Source organism: Sediminibacillus terrae (assembly GCF_009602435.1).
In the GTDB taxonomy this organism is placed as follows: domain Bacteria; phylum Bacillota; class Bacilli; order Bacillales; family Amphibacillaceae; genus Sediminibacillus; species Sediminibacillus terrae.
In genome coordinates this window covers 280,840-304,300 of the sequence record NZ_VZDQ01000026.1, presented here as the reverse complement: position 1 = coordinate 304,300, position 23,461 = coordinate 280,840, and the positions used below count along the sequence as shown (strand labels likewise).

Sequence of the window (23,461 nt, the reverse complement as noted above, 5' to 3'; positions counted from 1 at the left end):
AAAAGTATAGTGCTGTCAAAATAAGAACCGAGCGAATCCCAACTTATAATCGGATTCGCTCGGTTTTTTAGTAGATTAATATTATATTCCGTCGTCTTCTTTAAAGGGAAGCCTGGCAAATACCGTTTTGGACAGTTGCCACCAACAACCGGCCGGAAACATGAATCTGTCATCGGGCTTACCGGTGCTGCGGTCGGTGAAAGAGAGCCATTCCATTTGACAGACTGACTTTGAAAACTTGAACGCTGCATAGGACCGCCCCACACTCTTAACAAGGCTTTACTCAAAAAGATAGGTAATGACGTCGAGCGCTTGATCCGTTGTTTCAACGGTGACGTTTGCTTTATTCGATAATTCTTTTAACGGGTGGATTAATGAAGCAGGACGGATGATGATGGTGGGCTTATTCAATGCAATGGCAGTACCTGCATCCATGGCCGTATTCCATTGCTTGTAGTTTTCACCAAACAGGGCGATGACGAAATCAGCTTTATTCATCCAAACTTCCGTTCTAAAATTGTTGATTGCCGAAGCCGCGTCATCACGATAAAGCTTTCCAGGCTGCTCCCCCAGTATCTTTTCCCCGATCATATCAGAATGTTCATGATTTTCCTGAGGGCCGACGAATCGGAGGGACAGCCCTTTTTCTTTTGCTTTTTCTTTCAGTTCCGATCGCCAGTTATCGTGTATTTGGCCGGCTAAGTATACAGTGAAATCCATCCACAACATCCTTCCATCTAAATTTATTTTCATTTTACCATCGGCAGCGAATTTTTGCTTAGTACGTGCCTGCTGTTCCTTCTTTGGACAGTGGAAGTTATTTCTATCGAAAAAATTCGTCACCGTGCTTGTCAAACAGAAAAATAATAGTATGATGTAAGAGGGAAAGAAGCAACCAGATCGGGAGGAAAGAACGTGAACAAATGGAAATTTGGTCAGCTGGTCACCTCTGCCTTGATAGTAGTTTTTTTGGCTGGCTGCACTTTAAAGGCTGAAAGCAAAGCGTTTGATGAAGCGGCGGATGTAACCGACAAGGTTTTTAAAACAGAAAAGCCGGACGCCAATAATGAGCTGGAAGGTTTATCTGTATACATCCCGGATGATTTGAAAATCGCTGAAAATACGAATAACAATTTGATTTTGGAAGATGGAGAGCAAACCTATATTTTATTTTATAACCGGTTTGAACCTGCTTCCAGCAAGATTAATTTTCAAGAGGCACAAGAAGCGGAAGATAGTGCGTTATTAGAATCATTTAAGGAGCAAGAAAGGTTCGGTTATATTAAAGTCTCAGAACCCGACGGCAGGGAATACGAGCTGCAAGTTGGAACAGGCAGCGTGAAAGTGACGACATTGACAACCAAAAACAATCTGGAAAAAGATGCTCAAATGATGATGAAAATGGCAAGGTCTGTTTCCTATTAGAAAGCGACTGCCCCAAAAGTTATAAAAACTTCCGGGGCAGTCGCTTTTTGGTATGAGTGGTATAGCTTCCGTTTTATATCAAAGGGAATCTTTGTTGATATCTTCTTCCATGTCAGCTTCTTCGTCTACGGGTTTATCAACCGATGGTTCATCTGGTAGTTCATCCGGATTTTGCTCTGTTTTATTTTCGCTCACATACGCTGCCTCTTCTTCCTCTGCAACTTTTTCATCTACATCCAATGCAGCTGCTGCTTCTTGATTATCTGACAGATAATAATCCGAGTCATCGAAATCATTATCTTTTGTTTCTGCTTCATCTTTATCTTCATCTTCGTCATGTAAATGATCCTCATCTAAATTGAATTGACTGACTTCAGCTGCAAGTTCCTGAGAAAGCCCCTGTAAATCGACTGCAGACTGATTCACCTCTTCAATGGATTGGGCTTGTGTTTCACTTGAAGCAGCAACTTCTTCTGCTGTTGCAACTGCTTCTTCCGAAATGACGCTGATTTGCTCCATTTTTTCCCGTAAATCATTGTTGGCGCTATCTACATCCTGCAGTGAATCTTTTACTCCTTTAATTTTATCGTTCATATTATAGATATGGTTTGCAATCCGGTGGAAAGCATCTTTTGTCTGACCGACTGCCGTCGACTGTTCCTGCTGGTACGTGTCAAACTTTCCTGCTTCTGTAGTCAAATTATTCATTTGGCCATGCATTGCTTTGACCAGCTGCTGAATTTCCTGTGCCTCATGCTTTGATCTCTCTGCCAGTTTGCGAACTTCGTCAGCGACTACAGCAAAACCTTTTCCACTTTCTCCAGCACGCGCTGATTCGATTGCAGCATTCAGGGCCAGCAAATTCGTACTGTCGGCTATTTCTTCAATTGCCGATACAATCGATGTAATTTGTTTGGATTGATCAGCCGCCTGTTTGACTTCTGAAGAAAGGTGTCCAGCCAGGTCAATAAAAGATGTAGACGTCCCTTCCAGGGTTTTCATGGTTTCAAGACCAGTGTTACCTTCTTTTTCAGCCAATTCCAGTGCGTGTGAAATATCTTCTGCCGCATCGTTCGTATTGGATATAGCCCCAGATACTGCTTCTATCAACTGGGAACTTTCCTCTACACGTAAAGCTTGATTTTGCGAACCAGCAGCAACCTGATTAATCGCTTCATTTACTTCTTCCGTCTGTGCCGATGACTGTTCACTTATGGCTGCAAGATTGGTTGATGAATCACTTAATACTTTGGAAGCATTGTTCACTTTTAACATCGACTGTTCCATTTTTTGAGCCATTGCATTGAAAGTTACTGCCAACTCGGCCATTTCGTCCTTCGTAGTAATTGGCACTCGATAGGCCAGATTACCATCACCGATAATTTGTGCTCCTTCTTTCAGGGAGCTGATGGAACGGCCAATCGAGCGGATAAGGATCAAGCCAATAATGCTCATCGTCAGTAAAGCAAGGACGCCCAGAATGATAAATAGTGTCGTCATGTTTTGCCGTGCACTGGCCTGATCAGCCGAAAGTTTGCTATTAATCGCTTCTGCTTCCGTTTTCACCTTTTCAACCTGGGAAGAAACATCATCAGCTACTTTGGAGAAAGACTCGGTTATAGCAGCAGACTGTGTTTTGGTATTGGCGATTGTATTTAATGATTGCTGGTATTTCAGTAAACCGCTGCTGATTTCGGATGATTGGTCTTCACTTAATTCCGAGTCTTCAATCAAATCGGAAAAGGCACGCGTAGCTTCGGTGAGTTTTCCCTCTGCTTCTCCGTCTTTCCCTTGTTCTATGTACTCCTTCTCCAGTACTTTGATTTCCATCAAGGCACTTGCCAGTTCGGGGCTGTCTAGACCATCCACTAACTTTTCAAATTCACCAAAGGTTTCATTGATTGTTTGGAGAAGTCCTTCTTCTTCCGAGAAACCGACCATACGATACATATTGACCATAGGGTCCATTTGTTCTTTGTATTTCGCTGCATTTTCAGAAATGGCGGTAAAATTTTCTGCGATTGCCTGATAGTTTTTGTGTTCTTCAGCAAAGCTACTGGCAGAACTTTCTACATCGCTGATTGCTTTTTCCATTTCTTCTGCACTTTCCTGACCAGGTGACGCAAGGAATTGTTGTTCCTTTTGCCTAGTAAGCGCCATTTCGTATCTGATTTCGTCACTATGCATGAGTGCATTTTGTACTTCTGCTTTTTCTTCCTCCCATTGTGAATGTTTGTTCAGAAAATAACCTGCGAATACGCCGAGAAAAACAATGCTGATTACGGATAGCCCCAATATCAAGCGCACCCGATTTCGGATAGATCCCACGTATAGGCCCCCTTTTGTCTATTTCTGTGATTTGCAAGATCTGTCGTAATAGGACATTTTGCGTAAGACAGAAATGCTACTATATGACTAATTATAGAGTTATTCGAATAGAAAGACAATTAATCTTTTGAAAATTGTCAATAAAATAAACAGAATTGTCTTGTCAGGCCAGATTGTGTAAGATGATATTTAGGAATCTTGCAAAGGAGACGGGAAAATGAAAGAGTTTTTGCGTAAAAAAGGAGTCACGCTTTCAGTCAAAGATTACTTCATAACCGCATTAAGTTATATGGCATTAGGGCTTTTTTCCTCTCTCATCATTGGAACGATCATCAACACGATCGGTGTTCAATTACATATTCATTCCCTTGAGGAAATGGGAAGCTTCGCGATGGAAACCAAAATCTGGGGAGGGGCGATCGGCACTGCGATTGCATACGGACTGAAAGCACCTCCGCTTGTTGTTTTCGCCTCTCTGTTCAGTGGTGCTTTTGGCGCAGAGTTGGGTGGACCGGCCGGGAGTTATGTTTCTGCATTGTTGGCCACCGAAATAGGAAAAATCATTTATAAGGAAACAAGGCTGGATATATTGCTTACACCTTTTTTAACCATTGCCACAGGATTTTTTACGGCCAAATTTATCGGTCCGCCAATACAGACGGCGCTTTCATGGTTTGGAGAAATTATCAACTGGTCCACCGAACAGCAGCCTTTGATTATGGGAATGATCGTTGCAGTTTTGATGGGGTGGGCACTGACCGCACCGATTTCCAGTGTGGCTATTGCTTTGATGCTGTCACTGGAAGGGCTTGCTGCTGGAGCTGCGACTGTAGGCTGTGCTGCGCAAATGGTCGGATTTGCAGTTGCCAGTTATCGTGATAACGGACTAGGCGGTTTGCTGGCACAGGGTATCGGGACATCCATGCTGCAGGTCGGGAATATAATCAGGAAGCCGATTATATTATTGCCGCCTACTATCGCTGGAGCGCTGTTGGCTCCGTTTGCGACAGTCGTTTTTTCGTTAGTCAACAATCCTTCCGGAGCTGGTATGGGAACCGCCGGTTTTGTAGGACAAATCATGACATTCGAGTCAATGGGGTTCAGTTGGGAAACTTTTTGGATTGTTCTTGGTTTACATATTGCAGGCCCGGCTGCTATAAGTTTAGGTGTTGCTGAACTGCTTAGGAAACGGGGCTGGATTCAAGCGGGAGACATGAAAATTGATTATGAATAAAAACGTGCTATCATGAAGGACGGAGGTGTCGGTTGATGGAAAAACTAGAATCGAACCAGGCTTTTTCACAGTGGAAGAACGAAAAGTCCATCTTTATGTTTTCAGCGGACTGGTGTCCTGATTGCAGGGTGATTGAGCCTTTGCTGCCGGAAATAGAAGCAGAATACGAAGAGTATACTTTTATCTATGTAGATCGGGACGAATTTATCGACTTATGTGCCGAATTGGACATTTTCGGTATTCCGAGTTTTCTAGCCTTTGATCAAGGAAAGGAAATTGGCCGTTTTGTCAGCAAGGATAGAAAAACGAAAGAAGAAATCGAGGCATTCATCGAAAAGTTACCAGGAAAACAATAAAGACTTTTTGCTGCTTTCCCAGTTAAGTTGAAACAGGGAAAGCAGCTTGTTTGTTTGCAGACTTTTTTTATGAACATTAGCAGAATGCTTTCAGTTTATTGGAGGGCTTTTTAATGCTAAAATAATGAGTGGCAGTTTTGTTTCCGGAAGGAGGAACAGACAAGAATGAAAATGACCAGTATCAAAATGAAAAAGAAATTGGAAGAAAGAATGACAAATCCAGAATGGAATACTTCCTTTAATAGAGATAAAGATACATTTCGAATTGAATGGAAACATTCCCATCAAGGGATAACCATCACCATTCCCAATATCATTGCGAAATATGAACGGCGAGGCGAAGCGGCTTTAGATGAGCTTACAGATCATATTGAAGAGGCCCTGCGGATTATGAACCAGTCGAATGAGCTGAGCGGAAAAGAAAAAAACATCTTTCCTGTCATCCGTGCCACTTCTTTTCCGAAAAAATCTAAATCCGGAAAACGAATGGTAGTGACAGAGCATACCGCAGAAACACGTATTTATTATGCGCTTGATTTGGGAAAATCTTATCAGTTGATCGACCAGACGATGTTGGAGGAGGAGGGCTGGACACAGGAACGGCTCGAAGAAGTGGCAGCCTTCAATGTGCGTTCTCTTTCAACTGATCGTAAACATGATGAAGTGGCCGGCAACGATTTTTACTTCATGGCGAGTCAGGATGGTTATGATGCAAGCAGGATTCTTAATGAGTCGCTTCTCGAAGAAATGAAAGCGAACAGTAAAGGAGAGCTGGCGGTAGCAGTTCCGCACCAGGATGTATTGATTTTTGCCGACATTCAAAATAAAATGGGCTATGATATATTGGCGCAGATGACGATGAAGTTTTTCGCCGAAGGAAGGGTGCCGATCACTTCACTGCCTTTCATGTATGAGGACAAGCACTTAGAACCGGTCTTCATCCTTGCAAAAAACAAACCGGAAAATCAGAAGAACTCAGGAGAGGATGAATAAATAAATGGATGTATTTTACAATCCGAATGGAATCGGCGATGTCTTGATTGTTCCTATAAAACAAGGGGACCGCAATCACATCAATAAGGAAACATTCGGTAAAGTCGTGAAAATCACCGATGGACAAAGCGGAGTGTTGCTGGGTTACAATATTTTCGACGCTGCTTCCCAACTGTCTTTGACAGAAACCGGGAAAATAATGCTGACAGAGGAGTTGGCGGCCGGCATACAGGATGTATTTTCTCAAAACGGGCTGAAAGAGCCTTTTGACGTGGATTTGACCCCAAAATTCGTCGTCGGTTTTGTGAAAGAAAAACAGCCTCATGAAAACGCGGATAAATTAAGTGTCTGCCAGGTGGATACAGGAGATGAAACCTTGCAAATCGTGTGCGGAGCCCCGAATATTGACCAAAATCAGAAGGTGGTTGTCGCAAAAGTAGGCGCCGTCATGCCGAGCGGTATGGAGATAAAGCCGACCCAGCTAAGAGGTGTCGATTCTTTTGGCATGATTTGTTCTCAGAAAGAGCTCGGGCTTCCGGATGCCCCCAAGGAAAAAGGGATTTATGTCCTGGATGATGACTATCAAGTTGGACAAATTTTTGAATTTTGATTTTAAGAAGGCCTTTGCCCATCCAGATATGGGCGAAGGTTTTTTATGTGTAAGGAAATGAAATCAAGGGTTGTGACATATGAACTGATACCAGAATGTTTTCAGCATATGGGAAATTGATGAATCAACGGACCCCGATCAGCAAGTTATCTTTATGGTTTATAGGAAGAGGGCTTGCGCTATTCTTAAATTTGATTCATTTTATTTATCCAATTTGCCGGGAAAAACTGATAGAATAGTAAAGTAACTATTTATGAGAAAGAGTGAAGTCTATGTGGGAGCAACTAAAAAGAAAATTCAAACAGATACTGGCTGATGATGAGCCAGAAACAGAATCAATACCACAGGAAACAGACAGTCATGAGAATGGCAGCACCAATCATTTACATACGAGAGTATCCTATCAATATCCCAAAAATTCTTCCTTCAAATTCCCGGTAATTCCCGATCAGCAAGGTAAAGGGGAAGGAACAAGGCCCGCGTTTGAGCGAAGAAAATCAGAGAAAAAGTACAAATCCAATGATGTCAGTGAGAAGGAACAGAATTCAGACGTAGACAGACCACTTGTTAAAAGACAGCAAAACAAGGGGCCATCAAGGGTGGAACCTTTGGAATCGAAACAACCGTTCAAACTTACCGAGGTTCCGTCCCCGATTTACGGATTTCGCCAAACCAAAAAGGACACAGATACACCTGCTTTTTTACGAAAGCAAAAAGAGGAAGGTGCAATGAGGGCGGACGCAAGTATGGATATCGACCATAGTGATGTGCAGGATTCAGGTGTGGAGCATGGACGACCAGAAACAACAGAGTTCGACACGCCGCAGCATTTCGATGACAACAGCTGGGATACAAAAAATGCCGAACTGGAAAAGCATTTGGAACAAAAAGATATAACCATTGCTGAGGCTGAATCACTGCGGCTAATCGAAAAAGAAAAAGAGGAGACAGACGCTGCACCGGAAAAGGTCATCGAAGATAGAAACAAGACGGTTGAACCGTCAATAGAAAAAACCCAAGCAGGAGCTTTGGAAATAATGAGTGAGGAAAAACATGAAGAGCCTGCTGAGACGAAAGCGACTGACATCAGTGACCAAGGTGGAGGTAATCCCGAAACAGTGGAGCAGCCCGCTGAACAGGATGTATCCGAAGAGAAACTAGTGGAACATAATGTCGAAGCAGTGGAAGCGCCGGTGAGGCCTAAAAGGACACCCTTCAATGTTATTATGACGCCAAGGGATAAGCGTAATCGCTACCGGCAAGAACGGAAAGAAGAGACGCCTGTCAAAAAGGAGACTCAAGGACCGCCGGATTATTTACTTAACGATCCAGTCCCAAAATCACAGGAAAATCGTGAGTGGGTGAATCAACAAATCGAACTGCTGGAAACGACGTTAGCTCATTTCCATGTCAAAGCAAAAGTTGTCAATGCGATGAGCGGTCCAGCTGTGACGAGATTTGAGGTTCAACCTGAGCTTGGTGTAAAGGTAAGCAAAATCAAAAATCTCAGCGATGACATAAAACTGAATATGGCTGCAAGGGATATCAGGATGGAAGCTCCTATTCCCGGTAAAAACGCCATCGGAATCGAGGTGCCTAATCCTCAGGCACAAGCGGTCGGGCTGCAGGAAATCTTTTCAGCAGAAGCTTTCCGGAACGCAGTTTCTCCGCTTTCCGTTGCACTTGGTCTTGATATAGCCGGCAAACCGATTGTCACGGACCTGCAAAAGATGCCCCATGGTCTGATTGCCGGTGCAACTGGATCAGGGAAAAGTGTCTGTATCAATACCATTTTGATTAGTCTTCTTTATAAAGCTTCCCATAAAGATGTCAGGTTTTTGTTAATCGATCCGAAGATGGTAGAGCTTGCCCCTTACAACGAACTTCCACATTTGGTTTCTCCTGTCATAACCGATGTGAAAGCTGCCACATCGGCACTGAAATGGGCTGTTAACGAAATGGAAGAGCGTTACGAGAAGTTTGTCAAAGAAGGTGTGCGGGATGTTGAACGCTATAACCAAAAAATGAAACAGCAGCAGCGGGAAGAGGAACATCTCCCCTACTTGGTTATCGTCATCGATGAGCTGGCGGATTTGATGATGGTTTCCCCGCAAGATGTGGAAGATGCGATTTGCCGGATTGCTCAGAAAGCCAGGGCTTGCGGAATGCACTTATTGCTGGCAACACAGCGTCCTTCAGTCGATGTCATAACTGGCTTGATAAAAGCCAATATTCCGACACGTATTGCGTTCAGTGTTTCATCGCAAGTAGATTCACGTACGATCATCGATACCAATGGAGCAGAAAAATTGCTCGGCAGGGGCGATATGCTCTTCTTGGAAAATGGTTCGGGTCAGTCGGTCAGAATTCAAGGTGCCTTCGTCTCGGATGAAGAAATAGAACGGGTGACGAATTATGTAAGAAAACTGGCACCGACTGACTACTTGTTTGAACAGGAACAGCTGTTAGAACAAGTGAACGTCGAAGAAGATGAGGATGAATTGTTCAACGAAGCAGTGGCATTCGTCCTTCAGCAAAACGGTGCAAGTGCTTCTTTGCTGCAACGGCGATTCAAAATCGGCTATAACCGTGCAGCACGGCTGATCGATTATATGGAATCGCACGGAATCATTTCTGAACAAAAAGGAAGCAAACCGCGGGATGTCCTGATATCCAGTGCTCAAGCCGAGGATTATCTGGAAGAATCTTATAAGTGAAACGGGGCCGGGACAAAAGCAGCGGGACCGAAATAAAAACCGATCACTTAATTGGATAAAAAGAAGTCTATCAAAAGAAGGATTATATAAATAATAACCGAACGATTCGATTAGTGTTCAGAATTCGTTCGGTTTTTGCTTTGATGGCCACCCTTTTGTCCCGACCGTCAATTCTGTCCCGGCCAGTCAGGAATCGGAAGGAAATAACTTGTCCTGAGCTTCAGCTTCTTATATGATAGAGAATGAACTATTATCATGGCTAACGACAATCTCTAAGGAGTAATTGAACATGAAAGAAATAACGCAAAAATTAAACGGCGAAATAAGCCGTTTAACGAATAAAACATTCAAATTCGATGAACGAGTCAAAGAAGGCTGGTTTTCGGCAGTCTACTTTTTAAAAACGAGGGAAATTGCCAAAAATAAAGTGCCTGACAACTATGTGACCATGCAATTTTTTCAAAAAGATCATGCTGTTTTGTGCGGTACAGATGAAGCCATCGCATTGCTGCACACCTTTGCTGATCATCCGGAGGACTTGGAAATCCACTCCTTGAAAGATGGAGATAAAATAAGCCCGTTTGAGTCGGTTTTGACGGTTACTGGGCCATATCAATATTTCGGATATTTAGAAGGCATTATTGATGGAATACTGGCCAGAAGAACGTCAGTTGCCACGAATGTATATAATGTGGTAAAAGCTGCAAGGACATCCGGCAAGCAAAAGCCTGTCGTCTTCATGGGAGACCGTGATGATCATTTCACACAACAGGCTGGAGATGGCTATGCTGCCTTTATCGGTGGATCTACAGCCCAGGCGACCCATGCCATGAATGAATGGTGGGGAAAGCAGGGAATGGGCACAATGCCTCATGCTTTGATCCAAATGTTTGAAGGGGATATCGTAGAAGCTTCTAAAGCCTATCACCAGCTCTATCCAGAAGATGACTTAATGGCACTTGTGGATTACAATAACGACGTGATAACCGATTCTTTAAAAGTTGCCCGTGAATTTGGCGAAACATTAAAAGGTGTCCGTCTTGATACATCACGGACACTCGTGGATAAATATTTCCTGCGCAATCAACATTTGATGGGCACCTTTGACCCAAGGGGCGTGAACCCTGAATTGGTCTTTGCGTTGAGACGTTCTTTGGATGAAGAGGGATTCCAGCATGTTAAAATCATGGTAAGCGGCGGTTTTACCGAAAGCAGGATAAAAGAATTTGAAGAGTTGAAGGTGCCGGTGGATATGTACGGGATCGGTGGTAGTCTGTTGAAAATCAATATTGGATTCACCGGGGATAATGTGTTGTTGAATGGCAAACCACAAGCGAAAGAGGGCAGACGCTACCGTCCAAATCCGCGCCTCGAAAAAGTAGACTTTGTCGGTCCGGACCAGTAGGATAGTTTGAAACCTATATTATCGGGGAAATCTTTGTTATCGAGCGGAATCGATAACGGTATATAGATGTACACCAATACGTACATAAAGAGATAAAATTATGACTCATTTTGGAGGTACTGTTTTATGACAACTTACCATTTCATTGGTATTAAGGGGACGGGAATGAGCGCGTTGGCACAGATCCTGAGCGATTCGGGGGAAGCTGTTCAAGGTTCTGATATAGAGAAACGGTTCTTTACCCAGGAAGCCCTTGAAAGAAAAAATATACCCATCATGCCGTTTTCAAAGGAGAATATTAAAGAAGGGTTGACCATCATCGCAGGTAATGCCTTCAAAGAGGATCACGAGGAAATTCAAGAAGCCAAGCGCCTTGGTCTTACGTATTATCGTTATCATGAATTTCTCGGGGAATGGCTGAAGCAATACACCAGTATTGCAGTCACAGGTGCTCACGGCAAAACATCGACCACCGGTCTTCTGGCACACGTACTGAAGGAAACATACCCAATTTCTTATTTAATTGGCGATGGATCGGGAATGGGGCATACAGATAGTAAATATTTTGCTTTCGAGGCTTGTGAATATCGCCGTCATTTTCTTGCTTATGAGCCAGATTATGCGATCATGACCAATATCGACTTTGATCACCCGGATTATTTTCAAAGCATCGACGACGTCATCGATGCCTTTCAGCAAATGGCTTACCAAGTCAAGAAGGGGATCATCGCCTGTGGCGATGACGAATACTTACAAAAACTGCAGGCGAAAGTGCCGGTCCTTTATTATGGACTATCGGACTCCAATGATTTTCAGGCTCAAAATATTGTAGAGACAGAAAACGGGACTTCGTTTGATGTATTTGTCCGCAACACATTTTACGACACATTTACAATCCCGGGTTATGGCAACCATCATGTGTTGAATGCGCTTGGAGTGATTGCACTTTGCCACTATGAGGACATGAAGACAGAAGATATTAAAAAAATCAGCACCTTTAGCGGCGTCAAACGCCGGTTTACGGAAAAACAGATTGGTGCCCAAGTGTTAGTGGACGACTATGCCCATCACCCTAAGGAAATTGAGGCGACAATTGAATCCGCCAGGAAGAAATATCCAAATAAGTCAGTTGTGGGTATTTTTCAGCCCCATACTTACACACGTACGCAAAAGTTCCTGCAGGAATTTGCCGATAGTTTGAAGCAGGCGGACAAGGTATTTCTTTGTGATATTTTCGGATCTGCCCGGGAAGATAATGGCAACCTGACGATCAATGATCTTCTTGAACGGGTGGATGATGCGTCTTTATTGGAGATGGATCATACAGATATACTTAAGGAGTATGAGGATAGTGTCCTGATATTCATGGGGGCAGGAGATATTCAGAAATTCCAGCAAGCCTATGAAGAAGGCCTTAAACATACGAAACAGTAATATGTTTTTTGGAGACAGGATTTTTATCACATGATATCGAATGGATAACAGGGAGAGAAAAGATTCTCCCTGTTATTTTTTTGAAAGATAGGAAAGGATAAGCAGCGGCGGGCTGTCTGGTCAAGGTGCTTTAGCTCCATCTCCGAGGCTGATTTATGCAGCACAAACTGCCGCCAGGATTTTGGTTGAAAGGTTCCGCCAAAAAAGACAGCTAGGTGAAGCAATGTTCAACCGTTTTTGCAGCATCCGGCATGCTGATTGCTTTCTTTCCGACGGTGCTAATAGTAAACTTTAAGGTGTTTACTTTTGTCGCTTTAGGGTATATTGTTCCCATATGAGGAAATGAATACTTCTGTTGGATTCTTATCCAGTAGGGTTTTCCTATTGCAGCAAGCATTTACCAATTACATAGGAAAAGGAGTTGAAGTTGACATGGAAAACTTACTTTATATTGCGGCTTTGATTGCGGCAATAGCTTTTGCAGTTTTAGTAGTTTATTTAGCGATGGTACTGAAGGCAGCACAGCGTACGTTGAATGACGTTGCTTCCACGTTGGAAGGACTGGAAAAACAGATGGAGGGTATTACAACTGAGAGTACGGCCTTGTTAAATAAAACGAATAAGCTTGCAGAAGATATTAATGATAAGTCTCAAAAATTAAACACTCTTGTCGACGGAGTGAAGGGTATTGGGGAATCTGTGAAAGAATTCAACAATACTATCCGCTCTGTATCCAGCAAAGTAACAGTAGTTGCCGAGCAAAACAAAGAAACAACGGCACAGGCGATGAATTGGGGTACGGTCGTCATGAATTTGTGGAAACAAAGAAAAAACAATAAAAACGTCTAACGGGAGGAATGATGATGGCGAATCAGCCAGAACAAAACCAAAATGTAAATGGGAAAGACTTTCTGATTGGTTCTATAATCGGCGGTGTGGTCGGTGCTTCTGTGGCACTACTGTTTGCTCCTAAATCTGGCAGCGAACTCCGCAGCTCATTGAATGAGAACGCTGGTTACGTGAAAGACCGTGCAAACGAGTGGAAAGACGTTGCATATGAAAAAAGCTCTGAGTGGCGGGAAAAAGCGACAGTCAAATCGCAGGATTTAACAAAGATGATGAAAGACACAACCGATTCTTTCAAAAACCGAAGAAAAAATTCCGACGAGGAAGCTGAGAAAGCAGCTGAAGAAGTAGCACGGGCAATTGAAGAAGCTGCTGATGAAATCGAAAAAGAACAAGAAGGAAGCAAAGCATAATAAGTCAGGCTGCAGCGAATGATTGATGCTGCAGCCTGACTTATTGCGTTTAACAGATGGAAAAAGCGGGTACCACTCTTTAGCTTACTTCTCTTTTAAAAGATAGTTCTGCGGTCGTCCTCCAAATTGGAGGATTTCGTGGCACTATTGGAATTGCAAGACTAACTCATCGTGAGGCGCTAATTCGTCAAAAAAAGCTGCTGGTTCTCCATTTTTGTATATGTGGAAATTTCCGGTAGCTTCTGCCAAATTCACCGTGGCGAATCGAAAAATATCCTGAAAGATAAACGGAGTGTGTGGTATTTTTTCGATGGAAAGATGGTCTCTCGGATTGATTGTGTCTTCTTCCGTCAACTCCCTGCTATTCCTGGTCACCTTTATAGCCGGCTTTTCCAATTCCAGTTTTTCCCCATTGAATGTAATGGGAAGGTAGTACTTCATTTTCAATTGCATTTTTTCCAAGATATGCTGGACAGTCGGATTTTGGCTGCTGGTGTACGTAATACTGTCTCCGTTTTTAATTTTGTCTTCCAATTGTGCCGGTCGATTGTTTTTCTGCAAATAGGCTGGTATGTTATCAAGGAAAAGCTGATTTCCATTTACGAACACAGTAAAGTCTTCTGTGCCCTCGAGCCACTCTTCCCGTCCGGCAAATAGAAGCACATCTCTAACGGTTTTCACCGTTTCCACCCTTACGGCATCCCGGTCCGTCAATTTTGTATCCAGTCCAGCTTCTATGTCGTTAACGAGGACCTTCGTTTCCATTTCTAATTCCATCCCATTTAATGACAGGTTAGTTTTCGGTATCTCGCCAAGCAGTTCGCCTACAGTTATATTTGGCGGGGACCCATCATTTCCTTTTTCAACCACCAATTTATCTCCATGCTTAATGGGAGCATCGATTCGGGCTGGCTCGTCGTTAAGCCATAAAGAAGGAGGGGTGCCGTAGCTTCCGGGAATCGTGACTTCTTTTCCGTTCACCGACACGATGGCAGCCATGCCCGGCAGCCCATATAGTTTATCGACGTTGATACCGGCAGCCAATAGACAGTCGGCAGCAGTGAGCTGTTTCATATCAAATAAGCGTACAGCTCTTTCGTTGACCGTCACACTGATGTAATGAACCGGATTTTGTTTGGCCGCTATCGCTATGCCGATTGGTGTTACAAATGCCGGACCGCCAGGAAGATTCTCGGTTTTGGTCAAAGCAGGTATTGCCTCGCTTCCTCTTATTGCCACCCGGTTTCCCGGCAGTTCCAATTTAGAAGCCAGTCTACTGGTGATTTCCGGTGTCAAACTTCCGCCGCCCACCAGCATGACAGCTTTCGGGGCGTGACTATTCAAAGTGAGGATTTCAGCTTGAATCGATTCTGCCAAGGCGTCAATTTCTCCAGAAATCGCTGTGACAACCTCTTCATAAGTAATAGTTTGTTCAAATCCCAGAATGTCTGTGATGGTAACTTCTTGTTGTTCGCTCAATTCCCGTTTCATTTGTTCCGCCTGAGGAAAATCCAAAAGGAAATGTTCACTAAGCGCTTCAGTTATTTCATCCCCTGCCTGTGGTACCATTCCATAAGCAGAGACAGTTCCGTCGTCTGTTAAAGCAATATCGCTTGTTCCGGCACCGATATCTACTAGCGCGACGTTGAGCTTTCTCATAGAAGCCGGAATCAATACGTCTATAGCCGCAATCGGCTCAAGCGTCAATGCCTGCATTTCCAGTCCTGCTCTTGTAAGAGAGGAAATCAAAGATTCAACGACGACTTTTGGCAAAAAGGTGGCGATGATTTCAACCGAAGCGGTCTTTCCCTGTTGATCGATCAAGGATCCGATCGTCTGTTCATCTAATTGGTACCTGATCACAGAGTAACCGACACAGTAATATTCCGTGCTGGTATCTTCCATGTCCTCATTAGCCAGGGCATACTGTGCCTTCTGTACGGCAGAAAGTTCTAAAAACAATATATCTTCCTTGCTCATAAGCGGCTGCTGATCAATCTCTTTGGCCACATCAGTCCTTTTTGTTTTCAGTGCCCTTCCTGCTGCTGCCACACATACACTTTTCAATGGACCGTGGCTGTCTTCCAAATGAAGCTTCACTTTTTCAATCGTTTCGGCAACCGCTACGACATCATGGATTTGTCCATCGAGCATTGCGCGTTCCTGATGCTCCTCCACATAATAATCAAGCAGCTGGTAATTTGGCCCTTTTTTCTCTAGAATCAGGCCGATTACGGTTCTTGTCCCTATATCCAGGGAGAATATTTTTTCCGTCATTGTCCGTATCCCCTTCAAGTGTTGAATAAAAAATCAAATATACGAAATTTTATAAATCTTACTAATGACAACAGGCAATATTTTAGCTATAATAATCCCTAATTATTAAAAATTAGTACATTATTATTCTATTACCTACTATTATTACATATTCAAGGGGGAGTTTGACAGTGAGTAATGAACAATTAGATCAATTGCGAAGCAAACTTGATCAAGTGAATCTAGATATTCTTGAATTAATCAACAAAAGGGCGGAGTTGGTTCAGGAAATCGGACAAATAAAGGAAAAACAAGGTGCTTATCGTTTTGATCCGGTACGGGAGCGTGCAATGCTTGACTTGATTACAGAACATAACAATGGTCCATTTGAGAACTCCACACTGGAAGCTCTATTCAAGGAGATATTTAAAGCAAGCTTGGAGTTGCAGGAGGATGATCATCGAAAAGCGTTGCTTGTTTCCAGAAAGAAGAAGCCTGAAGACACGGTTATCGATATCAATGGCGAAAAGTTCGGAGATGGCAATCGGCATTTCATTATGGGGCCTTGTGCAGTGGAAAGTTATGAACAGGTGGCGCAGGTAGCAGAAGCCGTCAAAAAGCAAGGCTTGAAGCTATTGAGAGGAGGAGCGTTCAAACCACGTACCTCCCCATATGATTTCCAGGGTCTTGGTTTGGAAGGTTTGAAAATTTTAAAAAGAGTTGCAGATGAATATGGGCTTGCTGTTGTAAGTGAAATCGTCAATCCGGCAGATATAGAGCAGGCGGTCGAGTACATCGATGTCATCCAAATCGGTGCCCGGAACATGCAAAACTTTGAATTGTTAAAAGCTGCGGGCGAGGTGAAAAAACCTGTCCTCCTTAAGCGTGGGTTGTCAGCTACGATTTCAGAGTTCATCAATGCTGCGGAATATATTATTTCCAAAGGCAACGGCGACATCATTCTATGTGAAAGAGGAATCCGTACCTATGAACGGGCGACCAGGAACACGCTGGATATTACCGCCGTTCCGATTCTTAAACAGGAAACGCACTTGCCTGTCATGGTAGACGTCACCCACTCGACCGGCCGCCGGGACTTGCTCCTTCCGGCAGCTAAAGCAGCACTTGCAATCGGATCGGACGGTGTAATGGCAGAAGTTCATCCAGATCCGGCAGTTGCGCTTTCTGATTCCGCCCAGCAGATGGATATTGAAACGTTCAATCGTTTCATGGCGGAACTGAAAAAATAATAAAATCAAGTTTCATCGCTTGGTCATATGGCCCTTGCCTGCTATTATATGGTGAGGGCTTTATTTTTTGTTTAAGCGGATACGTTTTTGTGGAAACTGGTAAAGAAGTGAGCATTTTGTTTGCAAACATTGCGGAACCTTGTAGAGTATCGTATTATTAATGAAAAGCAGTACGAGATATAGGAAGAGATATAGGAGGTTTTTACTTATGAATATTACAATATATGACGTAGCACGTGAGGCGAATGTTTCCATGGCTACTGTATCGAGGGTTGTAAACGGAAATCCGAATGTCAAGCCTGCAACCAGAAAAAAAGTGTTAAATACGATAGAGCGTCTCGGATATCGTCCGAATGCCGTAGCCAGAGGCCTGGCGAGCAAGAAAACGACCACGGTGGGCGCAATCATACCGGATATATCCAGCATCTTTTTTGCCGAACTTGCCCGCGGAATCGAAGACATTGCCACGATGTACAATTACAATATTATTTTGAGCAATTCCGACCAAAACAAAGACAAGGAACTCCATCTTATCAACACGATGCTTGAGAAACAAGTCGACGGGATTGTCTTTATGGGAGGTAAGATCACGGAAGAACATGTCCAGCAGTTCAAGACTTCCCCTGTTCCGGTTGCGCTTGCTGCGACAATTGATGAGACAGAGTCCACTCCTTCTGTCAATATTGATTATGAACAAGCTGCATATGAGGCGGCTTCTTTGTTGTTGGAGCATGGAAACGAGCATCCGGCTTTCGTGTCCGCACAGGAAGAAACGGAAATCAATACTCAAAAATTCAATGGCTATAAGCGTGCCTTGGAAGAAAAAAATGTAACCTTGAATGAAGAGTATGTTATCAAAGGGGATTATACGTATGATTCCGGTATGGAAGCCCTGGAACAGCTGATGGCCCTGGACAAAAAACCAACAAGTATTTTTGTCGCTTCAGACGAAATGGCTCTTGGCGTGATCCACGGTGCACAGGACAGAGGTTTGAAAGTACCGGAGGATTTGGAAGTCTTCGGGTTCGACAACACCCGTTTAGCAACGATGGTCCGTCCGACTCTGTCGACAATTGTTCAACCGATGTATGATATCGGTGCTGTGGCAATGCGTTTATTGACAAAATATATGAATAAAGAGGAAGTCACCGAACAGAATATCATTTTACCGCATCGAATCATTGAACGGAATTCGACCAAGTCCCAGTAATGACTTCTCCGGTGGTATATAAAGAAGATTCAGTAGCCGTGTAACTGCCTTCGTTATCTTGTCAAAAAGTATGTATGGTGCATCAATTAATCGGGGAGAGAGAGTATGAAAAAAAGAGACATCATGACTCCAGTCGGTATCACGTTGGGTTTTGTCATGCTTATGTTTGGAATTTTAGCAAGCGGTGGAAGCGGGGGAGTTCTTTCCTTCCTTCAAATTTCGTCGATTTTAATTGTCATCGGCGGATTGGCTGCAGCTATATTGATTAACTTCAATTTGGACCAGATTAAACTTACCAGGCATGTAATGAAAGAAGCTTTTACGAAAAGTGATACGAGCCTGCCAGAAATGATCCGCCTTTTCGTTCACTTGTCGGAGAGAGCGAGAAGAGATGGCCTGCTTGCTTTGGAAAATGAGCTGGAAGAAGTGGAAGATCCTTTTTTGAAAAAAGGTATCCTTCTTGCAGTGGATGGAATAGAACCTGAAGTAATCCACGATATCATGCATGCGGAAATCGTTGCTTTGGAAGAACGCCATCACAAAGGAAGGCTTATTATAGAAAAGGCTGGAGAATATGCACCGGCATGGGGAATGATCGGAACTCTGATTGGACTTGTACTCATGCTCAATAATCTTCAAGATCCCGCTACACTAGGACCGAATATGGCTGTCGCTTTGTTGACGACTTTCTATGGAACCGTGCTGGCCAACTTGGTATTCATCCCGATGGCCGGAAAGCTTGAGAACAAGACGGAGGAAGAAGTCTTTCTTAAACAAATCATTATTGAAGGTGTCATCGGAGTGCAATCCGGACAAAATCCGAGAATATTGGAAGAGAAACTGGCCGCTTTTTTGTCCAATGATATGAAATACAAGACAGATGAAAAGGCGGAAGGTGCACTTTTGGGAGATTCCATTCATGAAGCTTAGAAAAAGAAGGCGGAAGGATAGGGGAGCACCGAAATGGATGGTTACATATGCAGATATGGTGACGTTGATCCTCGTTTTCTTTATCTTGTTATTTTCTATGTCTCAAATCGATTTGGAGAAATTTGAGGCGTTGGCAGAATCGTTCCGCAGCAGTAAGATTTTTGAACAATCACCGTCACCGATCCCGATGGAAAACCCTGCAGAAAATACCGATGCCAAGCAATCAGGCTTACAAATGGATGAATCGGATGAAAAAGAGGAGGAGCAAGACACTTCCGAACAGGATAAAGATTCAGCCGAGGATTTATTGCGCCAAGTGACAGCTTTTCTCGACAAAAATGATCTAAACAACGTGGTTACAGCTAGTCAGACCGAAGAAGGGGTTGTCCTTACTCTACAAGAAAAAGTCCTGTTCGATTCAGGGGAAGCAGATATTATCGAGGATGGGGAAGTGTTATTGGACAAGGTAAACATTTTGTTGAACACTATTTCCAATGACGTCAGGATAGAAGGGCACACTGACAACCGCCCAATATCGAATTATCGATTCCCGTCCAACTGGGAACTATCATCTGCAAGGGCGAGCCGGGTGGTACGTTATTTAATCGATAACGGCGATGTGGAAAAAGACCGTTTCAGTGCTGCCGGTTATGGTGATACTCGTCCGCTTGTGCCCAATGATTCTTCAGCAAACTGGGCCAAAAATCGCCGCGTGGAAATTGTGTTGCTCCAGGAAGCGGAAGAATAAGTCGAGTTGGAATGCTTTGTTATTTACGGAAACCCGAGCCCGATATACCAGGCTCGGGTTTTACTATGCCCAGAAGTCCCATGAATTCAACAATCGCCCTTTTGATATAAACTGCGAACTAACTATAACGGAAAATTCCATTACCTATTCAAAAAGGGTGTTACCCACCGCTTCGGTAGCATACTTCGCTTTCCGCGGGCACGGCCTCAGCTAACTTGGTAAAGAAAACCGCTTTACCAAGTGGATCTTCAGCTCGTGCTGTTCCCGCAGGAGTCTGCGCATGCTACCTGCGCTAAAAAGCAGGCTGATTAACGGGAAGCGTAGACTTTTTCCTTGAGAACCAACAAGCCATCTTAAAAACGTTTGTCAGGAAATGTGTACTTCTTTTCATAAAAGACAGTTGTAATTCCCACCTTTTCTCCTGTTCTTGGACTTTCTGCTTGTTTTCCTGGCAATGTCTTTTGAAGATACGGTGCATGGAGTACTTATGAATAAAAAAATTTCGAGGCGTTTCTAAACAGAAATGCTGTTCCTAGCGAAGAAAATACCTGTAGACTCCTACGGGAGGAAAGGCCTCGGTGAGATTCCGCAGAGCGCAAGCTCGAGGAAGCTCACCAGCCGCCCGCGGAAAGCGCAGGGTATTTTCGCAGCGTCGAACTCCAACTCAACAAAAATAGGAAGTCAAATAGACGCATTCAGACTATGTCGCAGTTTATATTTATTGTGAAAGCCTCTCTAGAGTATGATTGTTTTAAAATGCACCGTTTTGAAGCGTTTCAGTTATTGTTATACTGCCGCTTATTTCTGCAATATTGCAGACACTGATTAAGGGTCAAACGATTTTTTTCTGTTATTTCTTGTTTACGAGGAATCGGTTTGTACAACCCCTTTCCGTCTTGCCAATCATCAGGAAGTGAAACAGGTGACAACCTTTCCCACTTTACTTTCCAATCGGCAGGCAGTGGTCCAGTCAAAGTGTCCCCTGTCAGCATGACACTCCATAGTTGTCCCCATGCTCGGGGGACAACCCTCCAAATATCGTAACCGCCGCCCCCCAGGCCGACCCATTTACCATTACAATATTGCTCGGCAACTTCTTTTGCCAAGCTTGGAATGGCTTCAAACGTTTTCGTTGTGGAACATAGGTGGGTGAGCGGGTCATAGCAGTGGGCGTCAGCCCCATTTTGCGTGATGATGATTTCCGGCTGAAAGTACTCGGCCACTTCTTTGAAAGCGGATTCATATATAGATATAAAAGATTCATCTTCTGTAAAGGCATCAATAGGGAGATTGAACGTATATCCATAGCCGTTTTTAACCCCTCGTTCACTTGTGCTTCCCGTACCAGGAAACAAGTATCTGCCTGTTTCATGGATGGATAGCGTACACACATCCGGGTCATGATAAAAGAAGGATTGCACTCCATCTCCATGGTGGGCGTCCGTATCTACATATAAAACCCGCAATCCGTAATGTTCACGGATGTATTTGATAGCAACAGCAGCATCATTATATATACAAAAACCGGATGCCTTCCGTTTAAATCCATGATGTAGTCCTCCGCCTAAATTCAGTGCTTGAGGAGCCTGATTATTCAATACACTGTCTATGGCTGTCAGCGTGCCGCCTACCAATAGTGAAGCAGCCTCATGCATGCCGGAGAACATGGGCGTATCCTCGGTACCTAAACCAAACTGCCATGCTTCCTCTTGTTGCAATTGTCCATTTCCTGCTCGTTTGACGGCCTCGATGTACTGACGGTCGTGAACCAGTGCCAACTCATCCTCAGTAGCCAGTCTTGGTGGCACTATGTGATGATCAAACAGCCTGCCTTCCGCTTCTAAGAGTTCTTTTGTCATGACGACTCTTTGTTGGTTGAATGGGTGTTCGGCATTGAAATGATAGTCCGTATATGCGTTGGAATATATGAATAAAGGTTCTCGGATCATAAGGCAGGATCCTCTGCATCAGGTCCCAGCACTTGATAACCAGCTGCTTTTAAGTCAGCTTTGATCGGCAGCGGGTTCATGGTTTGAAAGCGAAAAACCAAAATCTTATATTGGCGATCATTTTTGTAAGGATATATCAGAACCGAAGTAATATTCACTTTTCGTTTTCCGAAAATGTTAGCCACTTCGGGTAGGATCCCTGCTCTGTCCGGTACTTTCACTTCTAATTGAGAACTTTGTACATGCGTACCGGTCAACTGAATGAGCGTGTACAGCATGTCTTTTTCCGTAACGATCCCGACAAGCTTGCTCTCACGGACCACGGGTACGCATGCAAATTCCTGTTCATAGAAGATAGCTGCTATCTCTTCTACGAAATCAAGCGGATGAACCGTCATTACAGGAGAGCTCATGATGGTGTGGATCGGATTATTCAATTCCTCCGAAATGTTATCTTTCCGAAAAATGGATGGACTGGCATCACGGACATCGCGATCCGAGACTATACCGACTACATGGTTCTCTAAATCTACTATCGGAATATGCCGGATGGGGCGCTCGTTCAATATTTTCAATGCTTCCGCTATGGTAGCCCCGGGAGTCAACGTGACCACTTCCGTTTTCATGATTTCTTCTACAAGCATGTTAGATTCCTCCCCTCAGAGAACGGTACTTTTCCCGCTGTAAAAAACGCAGCTTGTCAAACTGTTCAATCGATTTTTCCGGTACGTTTTTGCCGATTCTCACCATCAAGCAATTTGCAGGGTGGGAAACAATTTCCGGGTCATCTGTCGGAGCAGGTGTCAGTCCCCCCGCAAACATCATTTTCTCCATTACTTTTCGATAGTTCCAGACGCTTAATTTTGTTCCTTTTAAATCCCAGTGCCAGTAATATTCTGTTGAAATAATGATGAAATTCTCCATTTCTTCATCGAGCATGGAGACGCTTAAAAGATGGGACCCGATTTTGTTTCCGCGGTAGTCTGCTGCAATTTCTATGGCACCTAGCTCGATCAAATCCTCCATTTGGAACTCCGACCAGCGTTCAAGTGGGTCGGGATATAAATAGGTAACATATCCAATGATTGTATCGGCCGTCCTTGCAATAATAATACGGCCTTCCGGAAAATCAGCGATATCCTGCAGTGCGTCAAACTGCTTGTGAGCAGGACGGAAAGCATGAAGTCCTTCATGGAAATGGTAAGCTCTTAAATCAGAAGAAGGGAGTGGGCCTTCTACAATTATATTTCCCTGACTTGTTGCCACTTGCAGGGAATGACAGTTTTTTTTATGCTTCACCGTTTCACCACCTGTAAATACACTTTATATTCTCATTATACAGGAACTGCACTTGTTT

The 23,461-nt window shown here is 43.7% G+C and carries 20 protein-coding genes; 14 read left to right on the top strand and 6 right to left on the bottom strand.

Annotated features, from left to right (window positions below):
- Positions 1-279 precede the first annotated feature (279 nt).
- On the bottom strand, positions 280-720 hold the full coding sequence (locus tag F6X55_RS16730; protein ID WP_026569663.1) for a YtoQ family protein: 441 nt from the start codon (positions 718-720) through the stop codon (positions 280-282).
- A 195-nt stretch (positions 721-915) separates the two neighbouring features.
- On the opposite strand from F6X55_RS16730, the gene F6X55_RS16725 reads away from it, so the two are divergent.
- Complete coding sequence (locus F6X55_RS16725) at positions 916-1,425, top strand: hypothetical protein (protein ID WP_153464837.1); 510 nt, start codon at positions 916-918, stop codon at positions 1,423-1,425.
- Between the two features lie 78 nt (positions 1,426-1,503).
- Here the strand turns inward: F6X55_RS16725 and F6X55_RS16720 are convergent, their stop codons facing one another.
- Positions 1,504-3,753, bottom strand: a complete 2,250-nt coding sequence (locus F6X55_RS16720) for a methyl-accepting chemotaxis protein (RefSeq protein WP_153464835.1) — start codon at positions 3,751-3,753, stop codon at positions 1,504-1,506.
- Between the two features lie 217 nt (positions 3,754-3,970).
- On the opposite strand from F6X55_RS16720, the gene F6X55_RS16715 reads away from it, so the two are divergent.
- The 9 genes from F6X55_RS16715 (at position 3,971) to F6X55_RS16675 (ending at position 13,761) form a co-directional block, all read left to right on the top strand.
- Positions 3,971-4,987 (top strand): PTS sugar transporter subunit IIC, encoded by a 1,017-nt coding sequence (locus F6X55_RS16715; RefSeq protein WP_153464833.1) that lies wholly within the window; start codon positions 3,971-3,973, stop codon positions 4,985-4,987.
- A 35-nt stretch (positions 4,988-5,022) separates the two neighbouring features.
- Positions 5,023-5,343, top strand: a complete 321-nt coding sequence (locus tag F6X55_RS16710) for a thioredoxin family protein (protein WP_026569667.1) — start codon at positions 5,023-5,025, stop codon at positions 5,341-5,343.
- A gap of 165 nt (positions 5,344-5,508) precedes the next feature.
- Positions 5,509-6,336, top strand: coding sequence for a DUF1444 domain-containing protein (locus tag F6X55_RS16705; RefSeq protein WP_026569668.1), 828 nt, complete (start codon positions 5,509-5,511; stop codon positions 6,334-6,336).
- A 4-nt stretch (positions 6,337-6,340) separates the two neighbouring features.
- Complete coding sequence (gene ytpR / locus F6X55_RS16700; protein WP_026569669.1) at positions 6,341-6,946, top strand: YtpR family tRNA-binding protein; 606 nt, start codon at positions 6,341-6,343, stop codon at positions 6,944-6,946.
- Positions 6,947-7,218: 272 nt separating this feature from the next.
- A complete protein-coding gene (locus F6X55_RS16695) occupies positions 7,219-9,663 on the top strand; it encodes a DNA translocase FtsK (protein ID WP_153464831.1) in 2,445 nt (814 codons plus the stop codon).
- A 289-nt stretch (positions 9,664-9,952) separates the two neighbouring features.
- Positions 9,953-11,068, top strand: a complete 1,116-nt coding sequence (locus tag F6X55_RS16690; RefSeq protein ID WP_035426657.1) for a nicotinate phosphoribosyltransferase — start codon at positions 9,953-9,955, stop codon at positions 11,066-11,068.
- A gap of 126 nt (positions 11,069-11,194) precedes the next feature.
- Complete coding sequence (gene murC, locus F6X55_RS16685) at positions 11,195-12,502, top strand: UDP-N-acetylmuramate--L-alanine ligase (RefSeq protein WP_026569672.1); 1,308 nt, start codon at positions 11,195-11,197, stop codon at positions 12,500-12,502.
- Positions 12,503-12,934: 432 nt separating this feature from the next.
- Positions 12,935-13,351, top strand: a complete 417-nt coding sequence (locus F6X55_RS16680) for a DUF948 domain-containing protein (protein WP_026569673.1) — start codon at positions 12,935-12,937, stop codon at positions 13,349-13,351.
- 14 nt (positions 13,352-13,365) lie between these two features.
- Positions 13,366-13,761, top strand: coding sequence for a YtxH domain-containing protein (locus F6X55_RS16675; RefSeq protein WP_081704478.1), 396 nt, complete (start codon positions 13,366-13,368; stop codon positions 13,759-13,761).
- 144 nt (positions 13,762-13,905) lie between these two features.
- On the opposite strand, the gene F6X55_RS16670 is transcribed toward F6X55_RS16675, so the two are convergent.
- The gene (locus tag F6X55_RS16670) at positions 13,906-16,038 is read right to left on the bottom strand and encodes a cell division protein FtsA (protein WP_153464829.1); all 2,133 of its coding nucleotides are present in this window, start codon (positions 16,036-16,038) and stop codon (positions 13,906-13,908) included.
- 170 nt (positions 16,039-16,208) lie between these two features.
- On the opposite strand from F6X55_RS16670, the gene F6X55_RS16665 reads away from it, so the two are divergent.
- From F6X55_RS16665 to motS, 4 genes are all read left to right on the top strand, one after another.
- Positions 16,209-17,267, top strand: coding sequence for a bifunctional 3-deoxy-7-phosphoheptulonate synthase/chorismate mutase (locus F6X55_RS16665; RefSeq protein ID WP_026569676.1), 1,059 nt, complete (start codon positions 16,209-16,211; stop codon positions 17,265-17,267).
- A gap of 208 nt (positions 17,268-17,475) precedes the next feature.
- Positions 17,476-18,477: a catabolite control protein A gene (gene ccpA / locus F6X55_RS16660; RefSeq protein WP_153464827.1), complete on the top strand. Its 1,002-nt coding sequence runs from the start codon at positions 17,476-17,478 to the stop codon at positions 18,475-18,477.
- A 105-nt stretch (positions 18,478-18,582) separates the two neighbouring features.
- Positions 18,583-19,407, top strand: coding sequence for a flagellar motor protein MotP (gene motP / locus F6X55_RS16655; protein WP_153464825.1), 825 nt, complete (start codon positions 18,583-18,585; stop codon positions 19,405-19,407).
- Positions 19,397-20,155 carry a flagellar motor protein MotS gene (motS, locus tag F6X55_RS16650; RefSeq protein ID WP_153464823.1) on the top strand — a complete coding sequence of 253 codons (759 nt, stop codon included), beginning with the start codon at positions 19,397-19,399 and terminating at the stop codon, positions 20,153-20,155. The genes motP and motS overlap by 11 nt, the downstream gene beginning before the upstream one ends.
- Positions 20,156-20,931: 776 nt before the next feature.
- Here the strand turns inward: motS and F6X55_RS16645 are convergent.
- Genes F6X55_RS16645 through F6X55_RS16635 form a run of 3 tightly spaced genes read right to left on the bottom strand, consistent with a single transcriptional unit; the run spans position 20,932 to position 23,403 of the window.
- Positions 20,932-22,104, bottom strand: a complete 1,173-nt coding sequence (locus F6X55_RS16645; RefSeq protein ID WP_153464821.1) for an acetoin utilization protein AcuC — start codon at positions 22,102-22,104, stop codon at positions 20,932-20,934.
- Positions 22,101-22,748 (bottom strand): acetoin utilization AcuB family protein, encoded by a 648-nt coding sequence (locus tag F6X55_RS16640; protein WP_026771060.1) that lies wholly within the window; start codon positions 22,746-22,748, stop codon positions 22,101-22,103. The genes F6X55_RS16645 and F6X55_RS16640 overlap by 4 nt, the downstream gene beginning before the upstream one ends.
- A gap of 1 nt (position 22,749) precedes the next feature.
- Complete coding sequence (locus tag F6X55_RS16635; RefSeq protein ID WP_026771061.1) at positions 22,750-23,403, bottom strand: GNAT family N-acetyltransferase; 654 nt, start codon at positions 23,401-23,403, stop codon at positions 22,750-22,752.
- Between the last annotated feature and the right edge of the window lie 58 nt (positions 23,404-23,461).

Coding starts and splice junctions, on each gene's coding strand:
- F6X55_RS16730 (WP_026569663.1), bottom strand. CDS start 720: ATGGATTTCACTGTATACTTAGCCGGCCAAATACACGATAACTGGCGA.
- F6X55_RS16715 (WP_153464833.1), top strand. CDS start 3,971: ATGAAAGAGTTTTTGCGTAAAAAAGGAGTCACGCTTTCAGTCAAAGAT.
- F6X55_RS16710 (WP_026569667.1), top strand. CDS start 5,023: ATGGAAAAACTAGAATCGAACCAGGCTTTTTCACAGTGGAAGAACGAA.
- F6X55_RS16705 (WP_026569668.1), top strand. CDS start 5,509: ATGAAAATGACCAGTATCAAAATGAAAAAGAAATTGGAAGAAAGAATG.
- ytpR (WP_026569669.1), top strand. CDS start 6,341: ATGGATGTATTTTACAATCCGAATGGAATCGGCGATGTCTTGATTGTT.
- F6X55_RS16695 (WP_153464831.1), top strand. CDS start 7,219: ATGTGGGAGCAACTAAAAAGAAAATTCAAACAGATACTGGCTGATGAT.
- F6X55_RS16690 (WP_035426657.1), top strand. CDS start 9,953: ATGAAAGAAATAACGCAAAAATTAAACGGCGAAATAAGCCGTTTAACG.
- murC (WP_026569672.1), top strand. CDS start 11,195: ATGACAACTTACCATTTCATTGGTATTAAGGGGACGGGAATGAGCGCG.
- F6X55_RS16680 (WP_026569673.1), top strand. CDS start 12,935: ATGGAAAACTTACTTTATATTGCGGCTTTGATTGCGGCAATAGCTTTT.
- F6X55_RS16675 (WP_081704478.1), top strand. CDS start 13,366: ATGGCGAATCAGCCAGAACAAAACCAAAATGTAAATGGGAAAGACTTT.
- F6X55_RS16670 (WP_153464829.1), bottom strand. CDS start 16,038: ATGACGGAAAAAATATTCTCCCTGGATATAGGGACAAGAACCGTAATC.
- ccpA (WP_153464827.1), top strand. CDS start 17,476: ATGAATATTACAATATATGACGTAGCACGTGAGGCGAATGTTTCCATG.
- motP (WP_153464825.1), top strand. CDS start 18,583: ATGAAAAAAAGAGACATCATGACTCCAGTCGGTATCACGTTGGGTTTT.
- motS (WP_153464823.1), top strand. CDS start 19,397: ATGAAGCTTAGAAAAAGAAGGCGGAAGGATAGGGGAGCACCGAAATGG.
- F6X55_RS16645 (WP_153464821.1), bottom strand. CDS start 22,104: ATGATCCGAGAACCTTTATTCATATATTCCAACGCATATACGGACTAT.
- F6X55_RS16640 (WP_026771060.1), bottom strand. CDS start 22,748: ATGCTTGTAGAAGAAATCATGAAAACGGAAGTGGTCACGTTGACTCCC.